This window comes from Enterococcus sp. DIV0800 (assembly GCF_050559735.1).
Taxonomy (GTDB): domain Bacteria; phylum Bacillota; class Bacilli; order Lactobacillales; family Enterococcaceae; genus Enterococcus_A; species Enterococcus_A devriesei.
The window spans coordinates 1956539-1976355 of sequence record NZ_CP187898.1; the positions used below are offsets into that span (position 1 = coordinate 1956539).

Annotated in this window: 20 protein-coding genes and 1 pseudogene; 11 read left to right on the forward strand and 10 right to left on the reverse strand. The window is 40.4% G+C overall.

What is annotated here, in order from left to right; genetic code table 11:
• Positions 1-43 precede the first annotated feature (43 nt).
• Positions 44-529, reverse strand: a complete 486-nt coding sequence (locus IGI54_RS09535; protein WP_071860664.1) for a GyrI-like domain-containing protein — start codon at positions 527-529, stop codon at positions 44-46.
• Positions 530-700: 171 nt separating this feature from the next.
• On the opposite strand from IGI54_RS09535, the gene IGI54_RS09540 reads away from it, so the two are divergent.
• Positions 701-1894 (forward strand): YdcF family protein, encoded by a 1194-nt coding sequence (locus IGI54_RS09540; RefSeq protein ID WP_071860663.1) that lies wholly within the window; start codon positions 701-703, stop codon positions 1892-1894.
• A gap of 73 nt (positions 1895-1967) precedes the next feature.
• Here the strand turns inward: IGI54_RS09540 and IGI54_RS09545 are convergent, their stop codons facing one another.
• A complete protein-coding gene (locus IGI54_RS09545) occupies positions 1968-4316 on the reverse strand; it encodes an ABC transporter ATP-binding protein/permease (RefSeq protein ID WP_216428208.1) in 2349 nt (782 codons plus the stop codon).
• A 129-nt stretch (positions 4317-4445) separates the two neighbouring features.
• On the opposite strand from IGI54_RS09545, the pseudogene IGI54_RS09550 reads away from it, so the two are divergent.
• The 3 genes and pseudogenes from IGI54_RS09550 (at position 4446) to IGI54_RS09560 (ending at position 6554) form a co-directional block, all read left to right on the forward strand.
• Positions 4446-5116: pseudogene (locus IGI54_RS09550) on the forward strand (response regulator transcription factor).
• A complete protein-coding gene (locus tag IGI54_RS09555; protein ID WP_430620545.1) occupies positions 5113-6162 on the forward strand; it encodes an ATP-binding protein in 1050 nt (349 codons plus the stop codon). Before IGI54_RS09550 ends, IGI54_RS09555 begins: the two are co-directional and overlap by 4 nt.
• 86 nt (positions 6163-6248) lie before the next feature.
• Positions 6249-6554 (forward strand): hypothetical protein, encoded by a 306-nt coding sequence (locus IGI54_RS09560; RefSeq protein ID WP_071860659.1) that lies wholly within the window; start codon positions 6249-6251, stop codon positions 6552-6554.
• A 284-nt stretch (positions 6555-6838) separates the two neighbouring features.
• On the opposite strand, the gene IGI54_RS09565 is transcribed toward IGI54_RS09560, so the two are convergent.
• On the reverse strand, positions 6839-7156 hold the full coding sequence (locus tag IGI54_RS09565) for an AzlD domain-containing protein (protein WP_071860658.1): 318 nt from the start codon (positions 7154-7156) through the stop codon (positions 6839-6841).
• Entirely contained in the window at positions 7149-7904 is a 756-nt protein-coding gene (locus tag IGI54_RS09570) for an AzlC family ABC transporter permease (RefSeq protein ID WP_071860657.1), read from the reverse strand. The genes IGI54_RS09565 and IGI54_RS09570 overlap by 8 nt, the downstream gene beginning before the upstream one ends.
• Before the next feature lie 444 nt (positions 7905-8348).
• Between IGI54_RS09570 and IGI54_RS09575 the strand changes: the two genes are divergently transcribed.
• On the forward strand, positions 8349-9032 hold the full coding sequence (locus tag IGI54_RS09575) for a YoaK family protein (RefSeq protein WP_071860656.1): 684 nt from the start codon (positions 8349-8351) through the stop codon (positions 9030-9032).
• A 58-nt stretch (positions 9033-9090) separates the two neighbouring features.
• On the opposite strand, the gene IGI54_RS09580 is transcribed toward IGI54_RS09575, so the two are convergent.
• Positions 9091-9906: a DUF4097 family beta strand repeat-containing protein gene (locus tag IGI54_RS09580; protein ID WP_430620546.1), complete on the reverse strand. Its 816-nt coding sequence runs from the start codon at positions 9904-9906 to the stop codon at positions 9091-9093.
• Positions 9907-9994: 88 nt separating this feature from the next.
• The gene (locus IGI54_RS09585; protein ID WP_430620547.1) at positions 9995-10945 is read right to left on the reverse strand and encodes an aromatic acid exporter family protein; all 951 of its coding nucleotides are present in this window, start codon (positions 10943-10945) and stop codon (positions 9995-9997) included.
• Positions 10946-11162: 217 nt separating this feature from the next.
• Here IGI54_RS09585 and IGI54_RS09590 point away from each other — a divergent pair, with 217 nt between their 5' ends.
• The 5 genes from IGI54_RS09590 (at position 11163) to IGI54_RS09610 (ending at position 15132) form a co-directional block, all read left to right on the forward strand.
• On the forward strand, positions 11163-11624 hold the full coding sequence (locus IGI54_RS09590) for a DUF441 domain-containing protein (protein ID WP_071860653.1): 462 nt from the start codon (positions 11163-11165) through the stop codon (positions 11622-11624).
• Positions 11625-11738: 114 nt separating this feature from the next.
• Entirely contained in the window at positions 11739-13481 is a 1743-nt protein-coding gene (locus IGI54_RS09595; RefSeq protein WP_430620548.1) for an ABC1 kinase family protein, read from the forward strand.
• Positions 13482-13746: 265 nt separating this feature from the next.
• On the forward strand, positions 13747-14319 hold the full coding sequence (gene amaP / locus IGI54_RS09600; RefSeq protein ID WP_071860651.1) for an alkaline shock response membrane anchor protein AmaP: 573 nt from the start codon (positions 13747-13749) through the stop codon (positions 14317-14319).
• Positions 14320-14330: 11 nt separating this feature from the next.
• A complete protein-coding gene (locus tag IGI54_RS09605; protein WP_071860650.1) occupies positions 14331-14519 on the forward strand; it encodes a DUF2273 domain-containing protein in 189 nt (62 codons plus the stop codon).
• 61 nt (positions 14520-14580) lie between these two features.
• Positions 14581-15132, forward strand: coding sequence for an Asp23/Gls24 family envelope stress response protein (locus IGI54_RS09610; protein ID WP_071860649.1), 552 nt, complete (start codon positions 14581-14583; stop codon positions 15130-15132).
• Between the two features lie 94 nt (positions 15133-15226).
• On the opposite strand, the gene IGI54_RS09615 is transcribed toward IGI54_RS09610, so the two are convergent.
• The 4 genes from IGI54_RS09615 to IGI54_RS09630 all read right to left on the reverse strand — a co-directional run bounded on the left by IGI54_RS09615 (position 15227) and on the right by IGI54_RS09630 (position 19073).
• Positions 15227-16177 carry a P1 family peptidase gene (locus IGI54_RS09615; protein ID WP_313630793.1) on the reverse strand — a complete coding sequence of 317 codons (951 nt, stop codon included), beginning with the start codon at positions 16175-16177 and terminating at the stop codon, positions 15227-15229.
• Between the two features lie 87 nt (positions 16178-16264).
• Positions 16265-17269 (reverse strand): nucleoid-associated protein, encoded by a 1005-nt coding sequence (locus IGI54_RS09620; protein WP_430620549.1) that lies wholly within the window; start codon positions 17267-17269, stop codon positions 16265-16267.
• A 60-nt stretch (positions 17270-17329) separates the two neighbouring features.
• Positions 17330-18001: an ABC transporter ATP-binding protein gene (locus IGI54_RS09625; protein ID WP_430620550.1), complete on the reverse strand. Its 672-nt coding sequence runs from the start codon at positions 17999-18001 to the stop codon at positions 17330-17332.
• Position 18002: 1 nt separating this feature from the next.
• Positions 18003-19073, reverse strand: a complete 1071-nt coding sequence (locus IGI54_RS09630) for an ABC transporter permease (protein ID WP_430621494.1) — start codon at positions 19071-19073, stop codon at positions 18003-18005.
• A 110-nt stretch (positions 19074-19183) separates the two neighbouring features.
• On the opposite strand from IGI54_RS09630, the gene IGI54_RS09635 reads away from it, so the two are divergent.
• Positions 19184-19774 carry a TetR/AcrR family transcriptional regulator gene (locus tag IGI54_RS09635; RefSeq protein ID WP_379945905.1) on the forward strand — a complete coding sequence of 197 codons (591 nt, stop codon included), beginning with the start codon at positions 19184-19186 and terminating at the stop codon, positions 19772-19774.
• Positions 19775-19817 lie beyond the last annotated feature (43 nt).

The following is a 19817-nucleotide window of genomic DNA, read 5'->3' on the forward strand; positions in this document are numbered from 1 at the left end:
CAAAAAACTTTCGACCTAATCAAATTCATAGGTCGAAAGTTTTTTATTGCGTTTTAAAGGGAAAATATAATTCAACTTCGCCTTCAGCGAAATGCGGCAAATAATGCTCTTGAATCGCGCCGGCAAGCTCAAGCTTTTCTAACGGAAATATTTCTCCCAGCATCAAATTCGTGGCATCTTCGATTTTTTCAGCACTAGCCTTGAGGGTCAAATAGCTCATCGCCGGCAATTCCCAGCGCGACCAACCTGCGGGTGTTTCCGCATCCTTCGGCACTTGTACACCGGCAAGATAACGGCCTTCCTCCTGCCATGGCTCTAACCAATGGGCACCATCACTCATTAAGCCCCACAGGTGTAAGTCCTCCATTTCTTGTCCAGCTAAAAGTCCGACAATTTCTTCAAAATGAGTATTCATTTGATCCCATAATAATGGCACCCATGATGACCCTTCTTCAGCTAAGCCGCGGCCTTCTTTACCAATTACAACTAATGGCGGCAAATCAACTCGGTCTACTCCCTTAATTTCCATTTCTGTCCTCCTAATGTAAACTTATTTTCAGCCAAAACTACTGTTGCTCCTATTTACTTCATGTCATTCTTTTATTCATTTTACTAATCTTCCGAAAGAAAACCAACTATTCCTTCTTGAGTGCGCATTGTTCTATTTTTTTGCTATACTATGCTAGAAAGGTGTGGTGAAATGCAACTACAACGAGATTTATTTTCGTTGGCAATCTATTTGATTGGATTTATTTTTTTACTCGTTCGATTTAAGCAAAAAAAATTCAGACGTGTGTTGATTTGGACGGGCATTTTTCTAATCTTATATTTTTGCTTTATCGAAATACGCGAGAAAACGTTTTTTATTTTAATTCCGCTATTTTTCTTTTTCTTATTTTATTATTTTTATTTCAAGGACAAGTGTCGCTTGAGAAATGGCTGGCTATTCAATCTTTTTATAGTTAGCTTTATGAGCTATTTAGTTATCGTGACACTTTCAGCAGGCTCCTTGATCTCGGCGGGGATCTTAGGTATTTTAGGACTGTTGTTCTTATTCAGTTTATTTTTTGGTATTTATGCCGCGATCATTTTTTTAATCGGAAACAGCTTTATCGTTTTGCGTCATGAATCGCGCCGACTGCCAAATTTATTAACGCTGATTTTGGCTTTGGCGATTATCGCGTTGATCATTGTCCAATCTTATGGCACTCAACTACTGCCTGAGTGGACTGTCCCACTCTTGTCTATTCCAACCTTGATTGCTTTTTATTTTTTCGTCATTTTTTGGAATTTTCTATCCATCTCAATGATCTATCAATTTAATCAACCGAAAGAAGATCAAGACTTTATTATTATTCTTGGTGCCGGTTTGATTGATGGCCGCAAAGTAACACCGCTTTTAGCGCAGCGGATCGATCGTGGAATTCAATTTTATCACCAACAGCTAGAAGAAACTTTGTCGGCTCCTAAACTATTGATGTCTGGTGGACAAGGTCCTGATGAAAAAGTTCCCGAAGCCGTTGCAATGCAAGAATACGCTATCGAACAAGGGATTCCCACCGAAGATATCTTGTTAGAAGCTCAATCTACAAATACTTTAGAAAATATGAAATTCAGCAAAGAAATCATGGACCGGGAAAATCCTTCTGGCTACCACGCAATTTTTGCATCAAATAATTATCATATTTTTCGAGCTGGGATGTATGCCTCCCAAGCGGGGTTAAAAATTGACGGAATCGGTTCAAAAACTGCCCGCTATTATTGGCCCAATGCGTTTTTACGGGAATTCATCGCAGTGGCGTTAATGAACAAACGGGTTCATTTAATTGTTTGCGGAGTGATCGCCGTGCTTGGAGTTCTCTTGTCCGTAGCGAATTTTATTTCTTTACATTGATTTCCTGAGACTAACCAAATAGGGAGTGCGACCTGTAGCGGCCGCACTCCCTATTTTTTATTTGATCGATAAATTATTCTGCTCGCAAGGCGATAGCCGCATCTTTTTTAGCCGCCATTTTGGCTGGAATGTGTCCGCCGATCATGGTCAATACAGTCGAAACGATGATCAAAATAACTCCGTGGACTGGATTTAATTGTGCCACGTCTTTAAGTTCGGTCATATTATAAAGAATCGCGTTAATTGGGAAAGTCGCAAGATAGGCGATCAAGACACCTAAAGTTCCTGAAGCGACACCTAAAATACAAGTTTCCGCGTCAAATACTCGGGTAATATCTTTCTTCCGTGCTCCCAGCGCTTTCAAGACACCAATTTCTTTGGTCCGTTCAATGACAGAAGTATAAGTGATTATCCCAATCATAATCATGCTGGTCACTAATGAGATTCCGGCGAAGGCAACTAGAACGTAAGTAATGGCGTCCATTAAGCCGCCAGTCAATTCAGTCATTGTGCCTGCCAAGTCAGTATAAATGATCTTGTCTTCTTTTGATTTACCTTTGTTGTAATCATCCAAATAGCTTAAAATTTGTTCTTTGTCTTTGTAATTATTTGGATAGATCATAATGCTGCTTGGGATGCTGTCGCCGCCTAAGTAGGCCAAGGTACTCTCTTTGGTTGCATCGTCCAATTTTTCGTTGGTCATTACATTCGTGTCAGCGTCTTTTTGTGCTGCGACAATCTCAGAGTTTTCATTGTCTTTGACGATTTTAGACGTTAACTCATTGCTATAAGCGATCCCTGGCGCTAATAAGTTCATAGTCGAAGAACTTTTCACCCGCAAGATTCCTGATATTTTTAACGTGTCGTTGTTGGCATTATCAAACATCGCTTGGTAATCATTTTTAGGAATAAAATTCCCTGTCGGTAATTTTTGATAGTACTCATTGTTGTTAATCAATTTAAATTGTGTGCCGACGATCTTATCGAAGTTCAGTTTCTCGCCGTCTTTTAGCTCGAAGCCAAGATTTTTTAATGAATTGATATTGGTGCTGTTGTTGGCATCAACGATTAGTACCACATCAGTATCAGCTTTCGGATAAGCCCCAGCTAACAATTTATAATTGTCCTCTAAAAAGTTGCCAGAGCTTTTATCTAGCTGCGTAGGGAAAGACGAAACGCCCATTCCAGTCATGCTAGACATCGCGCTCATCATGGAAGGACCGCTGTCTGGTGCTTCATTCGATAACTTGACTGGTTTCACATCACCATCCACGTCACGTAAAAGATTCATTCCTACGACGCGTGTATAGCCGATATTATTACTTAACTTAGGATCGATATTATTAATGTAGTCGATATATTTTTGATCGATCTTATTCGTATGTTGAGCTTTGTCTTCATCACTGATCTTCGCGATGATTTCATTTTTACCAGCTTTATTTGAGTCACTCACTTTGTCTGAGCCTAATGCTTGATTGCGATTTGCTGACTGATCTGTCGTGGTTTTAGAGATCGTGATCGGATACTTCGCCATCGTTTCCGCTTGGGTCGTATCAATTTGCTTTTGAAACCCACTGGACAGTGAAAGCACAATTCCGATACTGATGATCCCAATACTTGAAGCAAAGGCAGTCAAAAAGGTCCGCCCTTTTTTGGTACGCAAGTTATTGAAGGAGAGCTTCAAGGCAGTGATGAATTTCATCTTGGTCCGTTTTAATTGAAACTCTTCGCCTTTCTTCCCTTCGATATGAGGGTGTGAATCATTCAAAATCTGTCCATCCGAAAATTGAATGGTCCGATCAGCATATTTATTTGCCAGTTCAGGATTATGCGTCACCATAATAACCAATTTTTCTTTGGACAATTCTTGGATCAAGTTCATGATTTGAACACTAGTCTCGGTATCCAAAGCACCAGTCGGTTCATCACAAAGTAAAATATCTGGATCGTTCGCTAATGCTCGTGCGATGGCGACTCGCTGCATTTGTCCACCAGAAAGCTGATTCGGTTTCTTATGCATGTGATCAGCCAGACCTACTCGCCGTAACGCATCCTCAGCCCGTTGCTGCTTTTCTTCCTTCGAGACACCACTGAGGGTCATCCCAAGCTCTACATTATCGATAATTCCTAAATGACTGATCAAGTTGTAGCTTTGGAAAACAAAACCGATGGAATTATTACGATAGGCATCCCAATCGGCGTCTTTAAAGGTTTTCGTTGATGTCCCATCGATGATCATATCGCCGGAATCATAATTATCCAAGCCGCCAATTACATTCAGCATCGTTGTCTTCCCTGATCCGCTGGCTCCTAGTATCGCGACGAATTCTTGTCGGCGAAATGCAACCGACACACCATCTAACGCTTTTGTGGTGGTATCGCCCACATGATAATATTTTTTTATATCTTTTAATTCTAACATCGTGTCACCCTTTTCTCTTAGTTTACATCGTAAAGATAGCATGGCATTATTAACTCAAAATGAACAAAAATTCATACTAGGTTCACAGTGATTTGCTACTATTATTGAGCAAAAAGGAGGGCAACGCAAATGAATCGAATACTTATCGTAGAAGATGATGAAAATTTATCAATCCTTTATCAATCAGCTTTGAAAAATGAACGTTTCGAAGTGTTTCGCGCGAGTAATGGCGTCGAGGCGCTTGAACTTTTAGATCGGCAATTCATTGATCTGATCATCAGTGATATCATGATGCCGGATATGGATGGCTATGAGCTGGCGGAAAGTTTACGGCAAGCGGGCTATGAACTGCCGATTTTATTTATCACTGCCAAAGATTCTTTCGAAGATAAAAAACGCGGCTTTACCATTGGAATCGATGATTATATGGTCAAACCAATCGATGTAAATGAAATGATTTTACGAGTAGATGCGCTACTGCGGAGAGCCAAATCGTCCACACGAAGGAATTAATCGTGGGTGATACTCAGCTCAGTCAAGAAACTTACCAAATTGAAACGCCGAAGCAACGTATGACGCTACCGCAAAAGGAATTTTTACTTTTATATAAATTACTGGCTTATCCCAATAAAATATTTACTCGTCAGCAATTAATGGATGAGATTTGGGGCTTAGATTCAGACACCGACGAACGGACGATCGATGTTCATATCAAGCGCCTACGAACTCGCTTAGAAAATAATCCCGATTTTACCATCGAAACGATTCGCGGATTAGGCTATAAGGCGGTCATTCTATGAGAAAACGAATCTTTCCCCAACTATGGATGAATTTTGTCGCGATCATCTTTTTACTGATGGTGATCGTCTTAGCTTTTTTCATCGCGATGCTCTTTCTCGTGAATCATTTTCAGCTGCTGACACCAGAACGTGATGGACATCTTTTTCCGCTTTATTTCATTATTTTTTTAAGCTTGGTAATCGGTGCCGCTCTTTCGATCTTTGTCGGCAAACGAATCCTGCAACCTATCGGCGACTTGCGACAAGCTATGAGTCAAGTGGCTAAGGGAGATTTCACGATCCAATTAAGTGAAGAAAAGCAAATGGAAGACGTCGAGGAGCTATATCACGATTTCAATTTAATGGTAAAAGAATTAGGCAGTATCGAAACTTTACGAAACGATTTCGTCTCAACTGTCTCCCATGAATTCAAGACACCGATCGCTACGATTAAAGGCTATGTCCAGCTTTTGCAAAACGAGACACTATCTCCTGCTGAACGAGGAGAGTATTTGGAGCGAATGCTTGAAGGCACCCAGCAGCTGACCCATTTAACCGACAATATTTTAAAGCTCAGCAAACTGGAAAATCAGGGATTAGGGTTAGATTTTCAAGCCTTTCGCTTAGACGAACAAATTCGTGAGGTGATTTTATTTTTACAACCCAAATGGGAGCAATTAAATCTAAGCCTAGATTTGGATCTGCCTCGGACCGAATTTTATGGCAACGAAGAATTTCTGTATCAAGTCTGGCTAAACCTAATGGATAACGCCATCAAATATAGTCAAAAAAACAGTAGTATCCATGTCCACCTGCAAAATACGGAAAGTGAACAGATCATCACGCTCAGCGATGAAGGAATCGGTATGACCTCAGAGATCACGGAGCGTATCTTCGATAAATTTTATCAAAGCGACACAAGTCGAAAAACGAAAGGCAACGGACTGGGTTTAGCTCTCGCCAAACAAATTGTTGAACTACACCAAGGGCGTATCGAAGTCAAGAGTTCTCCTGATCAAGGCAGCAAATTTAAAATATATTTGCCGAATAACTTGAAAAATTCATAATTTATTGAAGGATTAGGCGTAAAAATTCACGAACAGTTAATATTTCTTTTGTAAGCTAGATGTAGTTAAAAGAAAGGATGACTCAAATGGAGGAACAAACAGTCACTAAATCTGTTTACTTTGTTGAGGAAACACAAAACATTGAAGGTGCGTATGTCGAAGTGAATACACTTTTCGTGGCCGAGGATCAAGCACAAGCTACCAAAGTTTATGAAGAACTAGTCAAAGAACAGCCGAAAAAATCATTTGGCCTTTTATTAAATGAATACATCATCAATGCAGAAGGCGGCTTTTTCAAAAACCTGTTGGCTTCTTGGAAAAACCTACCCGCCGAATTTTATCGCAAAATGCAAGTACTAACCTATCGGCCGTTAGCTGAATATCAAAATTAACCTATACAGCTACTTCAAAGTGGCGGACTCATTTTTCAAAAAGTAGCAAAACGATCGATCTTCAGCACGCATACGATTCCACTAATCGCCTTAAAAATACGGAATGGAGCTCGCAAAAAAGGAGGTATGACAAAAGACTTGTCATACCTCCTTTTTCCAAATAAACGGCGTTCCAAGCGTAGCTTCTTCGGAAATAAGCCGAATAATCTCAAAAATATGAGAAGCTATTTTCGGATTATCCGTCTTATTCCTTGAAGCTGAACACTTCTGTCACGGCCTCTTTTTTAGATCATCGATAGTAAAAAGACTGCAGCTAATCCCGTAATTACAGAGATTGCCATAGAACGAGTTTTATAGGCGACACCGGCCACTAAAAACATCGCGATGATTCGAACATTGCCGATCAAATCAAATTGGTTATCGCTAATAAAGACATCTTTAAATACTAATGCAGCAAATAAAGAGATTGGCACATATTTCATCCAATCACTGAACCATTGCGGCACTTGACGTTGCGAAAAATACAGCATCGGAAACAATCGTGGCAAATAAGACGCCGAGAAGAGACACAAAATCAGCAACAATAAAGAGCTATCACTCATGATGAACCTCCTCGCCGGTCAAATCATAATGATTCGGCCCGTCATTTTTCGTGTTGGATGTTTTACGAAAACGCTCGATCAGATAACCGACAAAAGATGCTAACAATGTGGCTAAAATCAAACCAAAGGTATTTTTAAACATCAGCATAAAAATAATCGCTAGCCCACCAGACAACAAGCCCGTGATCAGCAGCAAGCCATTGTTCATTTGCATCATGAACATAAAAATAAACATCGCCGTCAAAGCAAAATGAACCAGTTCAGTATCGACATGGATTACCGAACCAAAAATCGTACCTAAAATCGTACTTCCGGTCCAAGAAGCCATTGAAAACCAATTGACATACAATGCTTTCTTACGATTCCATTCAGGGTCGGTAGAATACTTCAAATAATTTACAGCATAATTTTCATCATTCATTGATTGCGAAAACAAAGCGATGAATGAACGTTTCTCTTTTTTAAAAAATTGCGACAAGCTGGAGCCGAGCAGGGCGTAACGCAGCTCCAGGAAAAAGACCATTAGGATGGTGGACACAAATGATGCATGGACACTCAGCATTGAGACGACTAAAAATTGTGCGCCTCCTGAAAAGACCAACATCGAAAGTAAGGCAGTCAGAAAAATATTGAACCCCGCTTTTTGCAGCAGCATGCCACAGGCCAAGCCGACTGGAATATAGCTTAAACAAAGTGGGATCACTGCGTAAAACGCCTCTAACCATGGTGTCCTTTTTTTTACAGGCATGGTAATTTCTCAATTCCCTTCACGTTCACAGGATAAAAAGCATTCTCATTCTAACACATTCTTACCAAAAAAGGAGTCCCTCGTAATCATCTTGCGAGTTTTATGGAAACGATCATGATCATTCGTAAAAAGCAGTATTTTAGTTAATTTATTTTGCAAAAAAATTCATTTGGTTGATTAACCCGAATTATTTTTTTCTAAATTTTATAAATATCTGCTTTCGCTAAATAAAAAGAGGAAAGTTTTAAATGTTTCTTATGAAAACTTCATGTACAATTACAGCTTCACTTCTTCTAATCGCTGAAATAAGCCTTACTTTTCTTTTACGAGTGACATGACTTTGTTTAACAAATTTACCTTACTAATTAAAGAAGAGATGAAACTTGAAGAATGATTTTCAGAAAAAATATGTTAAGATAGTTAGCGAAAAGAGTTGAAGTACAGATGGAAAACAGTTTTCACGAGAATCGTTCGGTGGGATTGCTTTTGACTTTTATCGGCGGAATGATGGACAGCTATACTTATATTCGTTACGAAGCCTTTGCCTCTGCTCAGACTGGGAACATCGTCTTAGCAATCATTCAAGCCTATGAACATCAATGGAATATGGTAGGAAAAAAACTTCTTTCTACATTGTTCTTCTTTATCGGGATTCTCTTAGCCAAATTTATGATCGATTATTTCAAGAAAAAACAGCTTCATTTTTGGCGTTTGTTCCTGCTTTATTTTGAAGCACTGGTCTTTTTTTTGATCAGCTTGCACTTTTTACAGCCGCATCCAGCCATTATTACAATCATGATCGCCTTCACTGCCGCAATTCAATGGGTGGCGTTTGATAAAATCAACGGCTTAGCCTACACGAATTTATTTACAACTGGTAATTTGAAAGGCGTTGCGACGAATCTTTACGATTATTTAGCGACGAAAGATGCTGGCGCTAAAACCCGCTTCTTCCATTTCTTATTCGTCGTCGTCGCTTTCATTTTAGGAGTAATCGTCTCCGTCTTCTTTTATCGGTGGATTGGAGCAAAAACAGTTCTTTTGATAGCAGGTTTATTTTTATACTTAGCCCTTTCAGAAACTTTTTTCGTATGGCGTTTCCAAAGAGAAGTTCATTTATTCAGATAAAAAAAGAGGTTTCTATCTCAAATGAGATAGAAACCTCTTTTTTTATCTTTTGAAAGCTTTAACGAATAAAATCAATGGCGATATCGCCGTTACTCGTTTTTACTTCTAATTCCTTCGAACCGTCAGACTGATTGGTTAAATTATTTAAGGCATTGCTGGTTTTTGAAACAGTTGCAAAATCCGCTCGCTCTCCAACGATCGTTCCATTGACCTTTGCATTACTAGTCTTTAAATAAATGGATTTGGTTCCTTGCAAATGATTCAAACGAATCGCTCCGTTCGACGTTTCAAATTCACCTTCTTTAAACTCAAGGTTATTCAAATCAAGCTTGCCGTTACTTGTGTCAAAAGAACCCTCATCGAAACTTAAACGGTCTAGCTGGATGTTTCCGTTGCTAGTTTCCGCGTCGATCGTTTTCACGTCCAGACCCATTAGCTGCATTTTACTGTTGCTGCTTTCTAAATCTAAATTATCCAACATCAGATTCTCGACTGTCAGCTTTCCATTTGACGTTTCCACATCCAAATCCTTTAGTCGGGGCCGCGGTACTTCCACCGTTACTTTTGCATTACTGGCACCAAAATTGAAGATGCTGAAATTGAACCAACGTTTTCCTTGTCGTTCAACATTCAACGTGTCCCCTTTTTGCTTGATCTTATACTTAATGTCTCGGCTTTTTTGGTAGCTGATCTTTGTTTGATTGCCAGAAGCTCCAACGATCTCAATTGGCATATTGCGATCCTCAATGATTAATTTTTTTACCGTCTTTTGGCTAGTAAAAGTCTCATTACTTGTACGATTATGAAAAATCAAACTACTCATACTGACCAAAGCGGCCCCTACCAACAACAACCCTACCACTATTTTTTTCATGCTATCCCCCTCATCCCTTGCTTCTTACTTACTATTTTAAAGCTTCTATTAACCGTTTACATAGGCCTTAAGGCTGATTCTTTCGTCATTATTTATTCCGATAAAAGCCCGCTTTGATTTCAATAAAATCTTGGAATAATTGAAACAACTGAAACAGCTGGGCTCGCTCTTCAAAGGCTTGGCGATTTTCCGGCAACGATTTTTGCTGGTAGCGCTGATCAACTTCTTCGATCTTAAGTAAAATCGCAGAGCCGTCATTTTCCTCCGCTAAAGTTTCCGCAGTGAATTCAAACAATTCCTTTAATTCCTGTACATCTTCTGGCGCTGCTGACAGACGATTCAAAATTTGTAGCATGTCCGAAAAAATTTTTAGTTGCAAGCGCCGCATCGCAAAATATTCAAAATAATAACTATTGCCGTTGAAGAAATGATTTTCTTCATATTCTAATGCTCGTGTTTGCGCCTTTTTTACAAAATCTTGCAATGATAAGCATTCCTGCCGCAAGATTTCTTCTTTGTCTGGTTGATTAAGAAACGCCGACATTCGATCCAGCATTTTTTTCATCGTCACTTCAACGACTATCTGATCTTCCTGCAATTGCTTTTCGGTATTTGGCATATAAAGGTTGGCCGCCAAAGCACAGCCCACACCAATCACCATCAACAAATACTCGTTAATCACCAACGTTAGAGGCATGGCCCCAGCCGCTAAATAATGGGTAATCAAGACCGAGCTGACCGCGATTCCTTCCGCTAGATCAAAACGAATCGATAATGGAATAAACAGGATTAAATACAGGCCAAAGACGATTGGATGAAAGCCCAGCAGTAAAAAACAGCCGGCAGCGATCACCGTGGCTAAGGTCAGAGAAAACAAACGATTCAACGCGGTCTTAGCGGTTGAACGCTTAGTATTGGTGACAGTCAAGATCGTGATGATAGCAGCTGACGTGGCTGAATCTAATTGCAGTCCTCCCGCTAGTAATAAAGCAATCGGTGCCGCCACCGCTGTTTTGATTGTTCGTAAACCTATCTTCATGTATATCCTCCTGCTTTTAGCTAAGTCATTGTTTGCCTACATTATTTTTTACTTCTTAAAAAGCTTACACTAAAATCACTTGGGAAAAAAGTTTTATCCACATCAGAAAACCATTCGCAACTTCCGATCTTTTCTTGTATAGTAAATAAGTTGGAACCGTTGAGCAGCAGATAAACAGCATTAGGATCTTTATCTTTTTTATAAAGGAGTGGTATAAGTGGAGAGTTGGCTTTTTTTAGGACTGATTTTATTGGTGGCCTTTGTTGCGAAGAATCAAAGTTTGTTGATTGCTACGATCGCCGTCTTAGTGTTGAAATTGGTCCCCCATTCGGATAAATTCTTGAGTCTCTTAAATAAACAAGGCATCAATTGGGGGGTGACGTTGATTTCGGCAACGATCTTAGTTCCCATCGCCACCGGTGATATCGTATTGAAGGATCTGTTAAATACCTTAAAATCGCCCTTAGGTTGGGTAGCCACGATTTGCGGCGTCTTAGTTGCCGTCTTATCGTCCAAAGGGGTCGGGCTGATTAATCAATCGCCGGAGGTCACCGTTGCTCTTGTTTTTGGAACAATCATGGGTGTGGTCTTCTTAAAGGGTGTCGCTGCCGGTCCTGTTATCGCAGCTGGAATCACTTATTGTATCATGCAAGTCATTCAGACTGTAACTACTCGTTAAAGCTAAAAATCTAACTTAACCCCACCTTCTTCTGTGTAACCGGAAAGAATGTGGGGTTTGATTGTATCCAGAAAAGTTCTCTTGTAAGATAGAAGTAAGATGGAGGTGACGATTATGAGTAAACAATCCAAGACGGCTCGTTTGCGCCAAATCGTGACGATCGTTAATCGCTATAGTTTAGTAAAAAATATTACCCAGCAGAAAAATCCAGCCGATGTTCGCAAAGCCTTTGAAGAATTAGGCCCGACCTTTATAAAAGTAGGACAAATGATGTCGGTGCGAACAGATATTTTTACTTTAGCTTTTACAAAAGAATTGCGCAAGCTCCAAGATGATGTAAAGACGGATGACTTCGACTCAGTAAAACAATTAGTCGAAAGTGAGCTAGAAGTACCTCTAACGGAAATTTTCGAAAGCTTCGATGAGGTCCCCTTTGCTTCCGCTTCAATTGCCCAGGCCCATCATGCGAAGTTAAAAAATGGCCAGTCGGTAGTTGCTAAAGTCCAGCATCCAGGTATTGCTTCTGAGATCGAAGTAGACTTGTCCTTATTTGAAAAAGCGATCCCTTTGGCTAGCTGGGTGCCTGAAAGCAACGTCATTGATTTAAAAAATATTCTAAAAGAAATCCGCACCTCTTTGCAAAATGAATTGGATTTTCAAAAAGAGCTGAATTTTGCGGAAAAATTCTACCAGCTAAATCATGGTTGGAAAGAAATCCGTGTTCCAAAAATGGAACCTGCCTACTCCACCAAAAAATTGATCGTGATGGAACTGATGCCAGGGACAAACCTAAAGGAATTAATCAACGCGGATGATAAGCCGCAAATTCACAACGACTTATCCAATAAAGAGCTGAAAAAAATGGTCAGCGAACTGTTGATCGATCATTTTATGAAAGAAGTTTTTGAGGACGGCTTTTTCCATGCCGATCCCCACCCTGGAAATCTTTTGCTACAGCTGATGACCGCTGCCGAAAATCAACAAGACCAACCGTTAAAAACAAAGGAATATGCCGGCAAATTGGGGAAACTGCCTTATGAAATTACTCATTCAACTAAAGATAAGCTGCGACCTTTTCGTTTAAATTTTATCGACTTTGGAATGATGGGCACCATTAGCGGTGAGATGCAGGTAAAGATGAGCAATACGATTATTGCCATTTACAGTAAAGATACCCAGCGAATCACAAATGCAGTCCACGCAATTTGTAAACAAGTCGGCAGTTTCGATGAAGAAACCTTCACCGATGAATTAGATGATTTTTTGAATCGCTATTTGACGCTACCTATTAAAGAAATCGATCTGCAAAAAGTTTTCTCACAAGTCGTTCTGATTTGTCATGATAACAATTTACAAATTGACGACTCTGTTACTATGCTGATCAAAGCCTTCGGAACATTAGAAGGTGTGATTGAAGATTTGAACCCTGACTTGTCTTTATTTGAAGTCGTTGCACCTTTTGCCCAGAAGTATTTTATTCAGCAGCTTGATTTGAAAAATGAACTGCAAGAGACTGGGCTTGATTATTTAACGACTTTAAAAGCTTTACCCAAACTTCCAAGTCATACCTTAAATGCCTTAGACACTTTTGCAAAAGGCAAGGGCAAGTTAAATCTTGAACTAAAAAATCAGCGGAATTTACTGGAGCGAGCAGAAGCAATGGTCAATCGACTGGTAATCGGCTTGATCCTCTCTGCACTAGTGATCGGCTCTTCTCTGCTCGTCCAAACTTCTCCTCAAGGCGACACCTTAATTTCAGACTTAGGAATCTTCGGCTACGCCATCGCAGCCCTTTCCATTCTCTTCTTGATTTTAGAAAGTTTTTATCGTCGTTATCGCAAATGGAAAGAGCGCTAGCTGCCCAATTAAATCACCCTTCAAAGAGGCTATACAACGCCTCTTTCTTTTTGTCAAAAAATCCGACCTGTCTTTTTTTTCCGACTTCTTAAAAAAATTGAAGCGTTATAGAAAAAATCGCTTGTCAGCCTTATTTAATTCCTATAAACAACGTAAAAAGAGTCTCTATGGTAAAAACGGGAATCATATTTTTTTACAGGAAAGGGATAACATTTTATTATTTTATTGTAAACAATTTAGAAAATTTGAAGTAAGGGGGTGCGACATGAACAAGGGGTTGAAAGCCATCCTAATCATTTTCTTTTTGATTTTGCTTTCGATTTTTGTACCAGTCATGGCGATTTATTATTTTGTCGCCTCAAATCCATTCGATTTGAGTGCTCTGCAAGAATTTGTGCTATCAAACACATATGCACAGATTTATCTTTTCTGGGTAGCAGCTGCTTTAGCAATTTTGTCACTGATTGCCATTCTGATCATTATCTTCTATCCGAAAAGAATCACCAAATTTATTTTGCATGAGCAAAAAGGAAAATTGTTATTGGATAAACGAGCGATCGAAGGTTACGTCCGCACGAGTTTAAAACGGGAAGACTTCATGGACACGCCTAAGGTCAACGTGACTGCCACAAAAAACAAGATCAAAGTCAATGTGCGTGGACAGTTGAAAAAGACTTCATCATTGATTGGTCGAACGGATTCTTGGGCTCAAGGCGTCGAAACACATATTCGCCAGCTACTTGGACCTGAAGAAAAAGTGGATATCAAGGTGAAATTCCAGGCGCTTGAGCCTGAAACAAGTCCAGCGACGACGGTCAATCGGCCGCGTGTAGAATAGGAGGAGCAGCGATGCAAGAATATTTATCACGAGACAAACTGCCTTTAATCTGTGGTGTCTTAGGTTTTATCTTAGCTGTACTATTCTTTACGGTCGGCTTCTTTAAAACAATTTTATTAATTTTAATCACAGTTATCGGTGTAGCTATCGGCATTTATTTGCGAAACAACCATATTTTAGATGACTATCTAAAAAAGTAAACAACAAATTGATTGAATCTTGGAAGGTTCGTACATTAACAATACTTAGGAGGAATAAATGATGGAAAACACAACAATCAAAACAGGAATGAACACAGGGGCAGATACAACAAAAGATGTAAGAGGCGAATTAACTTACGATGACAAAGTAATCCAAAAAATCATCGGAATCGCTTTAGAGAATGTAGATGGCTTATTAACAGTTGATGGCGGCTTCTTCTCAAACATCAAAGACAAATTAGTGAATAGCGACGATGTAACTTCTGGTATCAGCACTGAAGTTGGTAAGAAACAAGTTGCAGTCGACATGGATATCGTTGCTGAATACGGCAAAGATATTGACGATATTTACGAACAAATGAAAAAATTGATCTCTGAACAAGTGGACAAAATGACTCACTTAGATGTGATTGAAGTCAATGTGAACGTAGTCGATATCAAAACTCGTGAAGAGTACGAAGAAGACAGCGAAACAGTTCAGGACAAAGTAAGCAGCGCCGCACAAACAACTGGAAAATTCGCATCAAAACAAACCAACCGTGCGAAGAATGCTGTCAGCAATCAAACAGATAAAATCAGCGACAACATGGAATCAGAACCACGCGTTCAATAATCGTTCCCCACTGACTAGCTGCTACTTGGCTAGTCTTTTTTTAAGCGCCGCAGCCCTAATGATGATGGCTGCGGCGCTTTTTGGCATTATTCCATTATAGATCCTGATAAGCTAAATAATCCCCATAAGTCTCGGCTGCTTTTGTTCCTTTGATAATTGCTTGACGTACGGCTTCCACCGTTAAAATCGAAACAGCTTCAAAGCTAGCTTCAATTTGATTGGCTCCTAAGACAAACAGCGTATCGCCATCATAAGTTGTATGAGATGGGCGAATCGCGCGAGCAATGCCATTATGACTAATATCCGCTAGTTTATTCATTTTGGCTTTTGGAAAAGTCGCGTTGGTCATGACACAGCCAATCACAGTATTCCCTTCGAAAAGACCAGATTCGTTTTGATAATACTCCAAGAAGAGTTCTTCAGAAAAACCGACCTTACTTTCACCAGCTTTCCGTGCGCCAGCGATAATTTTTCCAGCTTCTTCCTCAAAAACATCACCGACTGCATTAACGGCGATGACGGCGGTCACCCATAAATTTCCATGGCGTATCGTATGCCGTCCAATGCCGCCTTTCATTGCTTGTTGTGGTCCGTTAACGGTTCCCACACTGCAGCCCGTTCCAGCACCATAATTTCCTGCTTGAAAAAGTTGTCCGTCAAATGCTGCTTCACAAGCTTTCCGTCCAGCCTGATAATCTGGTCGAACATCTGAACGACCGATTCGCAGATCAAACAGACTGGCTCCCACAACATTGGGCACATAAGTGATCCCCATGTCTCGTCCAATTTTATTTTCTTCTAAAAAATCCACTACGCCGGCATTCGCCGCCAAACCAAATGCACTACCGCCAGAAAGGGTGACACCGTGCACAAATTTCCGATTATTTTCCGACTTTAATGCATCTGTATCTCGGGTGTTTGGTGAGCCGCCTCTGACTGAGACTCCTCCTGTCACACCGTCCTGGCATAAGATCACGGTGCAGCCCGTCATCGCTTCTGCGTCAGTATATTGTCCAATGCGAAAAAATTCTTGATATGCTTCCATTCCGTTTCCTCCGGTCATTTTCTTTATTTTAGCCGATTTGTCCGCCTCCCTCAATCATGGACAAAAAGACCAAACAAAAACCGCCAATTACAGGCGGTTGATGACTTCATCGACATTTTTGATGGTGACTGAGATGGTTCCATCAGGATTGTTGATGAATTCGATTAATTCAGGATTGCGATAGACATCTAAAGGAACGATCAATTCGATGCCGTTCGATAACTTCAATTTTTGCTTGCCGTATTTTTTTTCGGTGATCTCCCGGACTTCTCGCAGAAGTGGCGCTTGATCGACGTAGCCTTTTTCAACAACTTCTTCTTGGAACGCCATTTGGGCCGAGACATTGTCTTTAAAAACTTTTTGTGCAACGATCTTGGCGTCGATCTGTCCGCTTTCTTCCACGACGTCGTAGACCGCTTCTTTTACATCGGCGATGACATCATGCTTTTGGTTTTCAAACTTCGCACCGATCTTTTCAGCGACCTTTTTGATCACCCTAACATTTTCTTCCAACGACGGTGCCGGTTGGCTCTCAATCACTTGAGTAGAAAAATACAACCGCTTCTCCCCTGAAAAAGGATATTTTTTCTCGATCAATTCATAGCTTAAGTTACTTAAATTAACGACGATTCCTTCATCGGCCTTTTGGGTCTTCCCAGAAAGTAGCGCCCGATGAATGATCAATTCATTCTTCAGACCGTTCTCGTCTGAATCGACAATGTGAGTATAGCCTTCATGATAATTGACCTTTAGAAAGGCTAAATACATTTGCGTATCTTCTTCATACAACGCGACAAACGCATCGGCGCTAGGCGCCTCTTCACTTTCTTTATAAGCTTCATACCAGCGAGAGACTAACCGTTCACTAGCGGACAAAAAATCATGCTCCGCCTGTAGGCTCAATAAGGCAAAGGTTGAATCCTCCGTCAACGTACCTGTCTTGGTTTGCGCGGAAGATAGTTTTTGAATTTTTTTGGTTAAGTAATCTCGCACATATTCCTTCGTCAAATCAAGTTCGCTTTGACTAAAGATTGGGTCGCCAGACTCGCGGTCAACAATATGCAGCGCGGCTTTTTTTAAATAAATATCCATATATTCCCTGCTTTCTATCTCAACTTTACTACTATACACAGGAAGCAGGGTGTTGTGCAACTAATCTTTCGCGACAAGTTGACCATCTTTCATTTGGTAGACCTTATCGCTCCATTTAGTCATTCGTTCATCATGAGTCACCATCACGATTGCTTTGTTGCGTTCATGGGATTCTTTCGCTAAAAGCTTGACGACATCATAGGCATGATCAGAATCTAAGCTGGCTGTCGGTTCATCCGCCAAAATCAATTTAGGATCATTGAATAACGACCGGGCAATGGCGACCCGTTGGCGTTCACCACCGGACAAGGCTTTCGGATATTGTTCCCGCAGCTCCCAAATATCTAGCGACTTCAACAAGTCTTCCACTTGAGCCGTCTTTTTTTCTTTTTCGATCTTTTCGACTAATTGAAATTGTTCCTTGACCTTTAGAAAAGGAATCAAATTAGAACTTTGTAAAATAAAGCCAATTTCTTTAAAGCGCGCCTTTGAGCGTTCCTTTTCCTGCATTTGGCCAAAGTCTGCACCGTTAATCATAATTTTTCCTTCGGTGGGTGTTTGCAGTCCCCCAGCGATTGTTAGAAACGTGCTTTTACCTGAACCAGAAGGCCCGATCACGCTGACAAACTCGCCTTTTGCAACCGTAAAGTCCACATTTTTTAAAGCCGTCACTTCGGTATGTCCTTGACCAAATTTCTTCACAACATGTTCCATCATTAATACGTTATTCATTTTATTCTCCTCCAATCGCAGTGACCGGATCGACTTTTGTAACCGTTCGGATCGAGAACAAGCCACCGATCATGGCAACGAATACTAAAATCACACTATACAATGCCCACTCTTCCCAGTGAACTGCAAAAGGCATTGCACTTGGTAAGACGGAGCTCGTCAAAACACTCAGTCCGACCGCTACGGCTACTCCAATGATGCCAACTAGAAAGGCTTGCGCTAAGATCGAACGAACTAAATAGCTTGTCGCCACGCCTTGCGCTTTCATCACACCAAAGATTGAGGTTTTTTGCAGCGTGATGACGTACATAAAGATTCCGATGATCGCAGCCACGACGACAAATAAGAAATAAATCATTGTATTCAAGGTCAATTTTTCTGGCGAATAGCCTGGAATATTTTCAATAAACGTCTCAGGCGTCATACTCGTTAACTTTGTCTGATTCTTCTTTTGGTCAATCGTCGTTTTTCCTTTAGTAGCAATCAAATTGATTGGCTGGTTACCGCTTGGCTGTGCGCCATATTTCAATGTTTTAAATGCTGTCGGCGTTAAATACAGCACCGGAGCGATCGTATAAGTAGTCGCCTTGGTCACGCCGACGATCTTCAAAGTTTGATCACTGATTTTTATTTCTTGATTTAATTTGTAGCCTTCTGCTAAAAGATTTTCCGAAACGATTGCTTCTTTATCATTTTGATACAACCGTCCTTTAATGATTTTGGGTACAACAAATGCATCCTTGGCGGCCCCAAAAATCGAAACATTCGTCTTTTCTGTTCCGCCTTTTTTCTCTACCGCAGTGGCGTAAACACCAATCCCGGCTTTTTCTTTAGCCGTCACTCGATCCAGGTCTTGCATTTGTAGTTGCGAGGCGTTGGCAATTTTATTACTGTCCTCCGACAAAATTATTTTTGTGGCTTGCCAATCATCCACTGCCTTACGATTGCCATCAGCCAAACCATTGGCTAACCCAGATAACATAAAGACCACATAGGCAACCAAGATCATAATACCGACAACTAATCCGTATCTTAATTTCGCATAGCGAATTTCTTTCCAAGCTAAAAACATCTCTCTCATCCCTTCCAATGGGACAATCATACATCATCGGTGACAATGTGTCACCGATTTTGTTTTATGCTATACTCAAAGAAAAGAAAAATAGAGGTAGAGGTGGCTTTATGCCGAAAAAAACTTTTTTAAATTTACCGGAGGAACGACAAGGAGAAATCCGTGATCTGCTGTTGACGATTTTTTATGAAAAACCGGTCAGTCAAGTCAAGGTCAGCGAGATCGTCGACGCGTTGCAAATGTCGCGAGGCATTTTTTATAAATACTTTGAAGATTTGAATGATGCCTATGACTATTTGATCCATTATTATGCCGGACAGATTCATGGGGAAATCATTGCCTACATGATGCGCCAACAAGCTGATTTTTTCAAAGGGATTGAAGACTTTTTAGTAATGTATGTGGACCTTTCTCATGAAAGTCCCCGCTATCAACAGCTCGTGCTATTGACGCAAAACAGCTACCTTTTCTCTTATCGTCCGACCACAAACCACGGCATCATCGAATGGCAAGAACTTTTAGAAAAGAATCATTTTGACATGCCTTCCGTTGAGGAACAAATCAGCTTTTTATACTTTTCTATGAAGCTGGTCATCGATTCGCTAACCGATATGTTGGCCAATCATTGGAACAAAGAGCAATTATTACAAGACTTCCAATTCAAAACACAGTGGCTGAATAAAGGAATCAAAAAGAGCTGAGACAATCTCAGCTCCTATTTCCGTATAAACGGTGTGACAGAAG

Coding starts and splice junctions, on each gene's coding strand:
- IGI54_RS09615 (WP_313630793.1), bottom strand. CDS start 16,177: ATGGAAGCATATCAAGAATTTTTTCGCATTGGACAATATACTGACGCA.
- IGI54_RS09555 (WP_430620545.1), top strand. CDS start 5,113: ATGAGAAAACGAATCTTTCCCCAACTATGGATGAATTTTGTCGCGATC.
- amaP (WP_071860651.1), top strand. CDS start 13,747: ATGAACAAGGGGTTGAAAGCCATCCTAATCATTTTCTTTTTGATTTTG.
- IGI54_RS09540 (WP_071860663.1), top strand. CDS start 701: ATGCAACTACAACGAGATTTATTTTCGTTGGCAATCTATTTGATTGGA.
- IGI54_RS09605 (WP_071860650.1), top strand. CDS start 14,331: ATGCAAGAATATTTATCACGAGACAAACTGCCTTTAATCTGTGGTGTC.
- IGI54_RS09535 (WP_071860664.1), bottom strand. CDS start 529: ATGGAAATTAAGGGAGTAGACCGAGTTGATTTGCCGCCATTAGTTGTA.
- IGI54_RS09580 (WP_430620546.1), bottom strand. CDS start 9,906: ATGAAAAAAATAGTGGTAGGGTTGTTGTTGGTAGGGGCCGCTTTGGTC.
- IGI54_RS09625 (WP_430620550.1), bottom strand. CDS start 18,001: ATGAATAACGTATTAATGATGGAACATGTTGTGAAGAAATTTGGTCAA.
- IGI54_RS09610 (WP_071860649.1), top strand. CDS start 14,581: ATGGAAAACACAACAATCAAAACAGGAATGAACACAGGGGCAGATACA.
- IGI54_RS09635 (WP_379945905.1), top strand. CDS start 19,184: ATGCCGAAAAAAACTTTTTTAAATTTACCGGAGGAACGACAAGGAGAA.
- IGI54_RS09565 (WP_071860658.1), bottom strand. CDS start 7,156: ATGAGTGATAGCTCTTTATTGTTGCTGATTTTGTGTCTCTTCTCGGCG.
- IGI54_RS09560 (WP_071860659.1), top strand. CDS start 6,249: ATGGAGGAACAAACAGTCACTAAATCTGTTTACTTTGTTGAGGAAACA.
- IGI54_RS09595 (WP_430620548.1), top strand. CDS start 11,739: ATGAGTAAACAATCCAAGACGGCTCGTTTGCGCCAAATCGTGACGATC.
- IGI54_RS09570 (WP_071860657.1), bottom strand. CDS start 7,904: ATGCCTGTAAAAAAAAGGACACCATGGTTAGAGGCGTTTTACGCAGTG.
- IGI54_RS09620 (WP_430620549.1), bottom strand. CDS start 17,269: ATGGATATTTATTTAAAAAAAGCCGCGCTGCATATTGTTGACCGCGAG.
- IGI54_RS09575 (WP_071860656.1), top strand. CDS start 8,349: ATGGAAAACAGTTTTCACGAGAATCGTTCGGTGGGATTGCTTTTGACT.
- IGI54_RS09545 (WP_216428208.1), bottom strand. CDS start 4,316: ATGTTAGAATTAAAAGATATAAAAAAATATTATCATGTGGGCGATACC.
- IGI54_RS09585 (WP_430620547.1), bottom strand. CDS start 10,945: ATGAAGATAGGTTTACGAACAATCAAAACAGCGGTGGCGGCACCGATT.
- IGI54_RS09630 (WP_430621494.1), bottom strand. CDS start 19,073: ATGTTTTTAGCTTGGAAAGAAATTCGCTATGCGAAATTAAGATACGGA.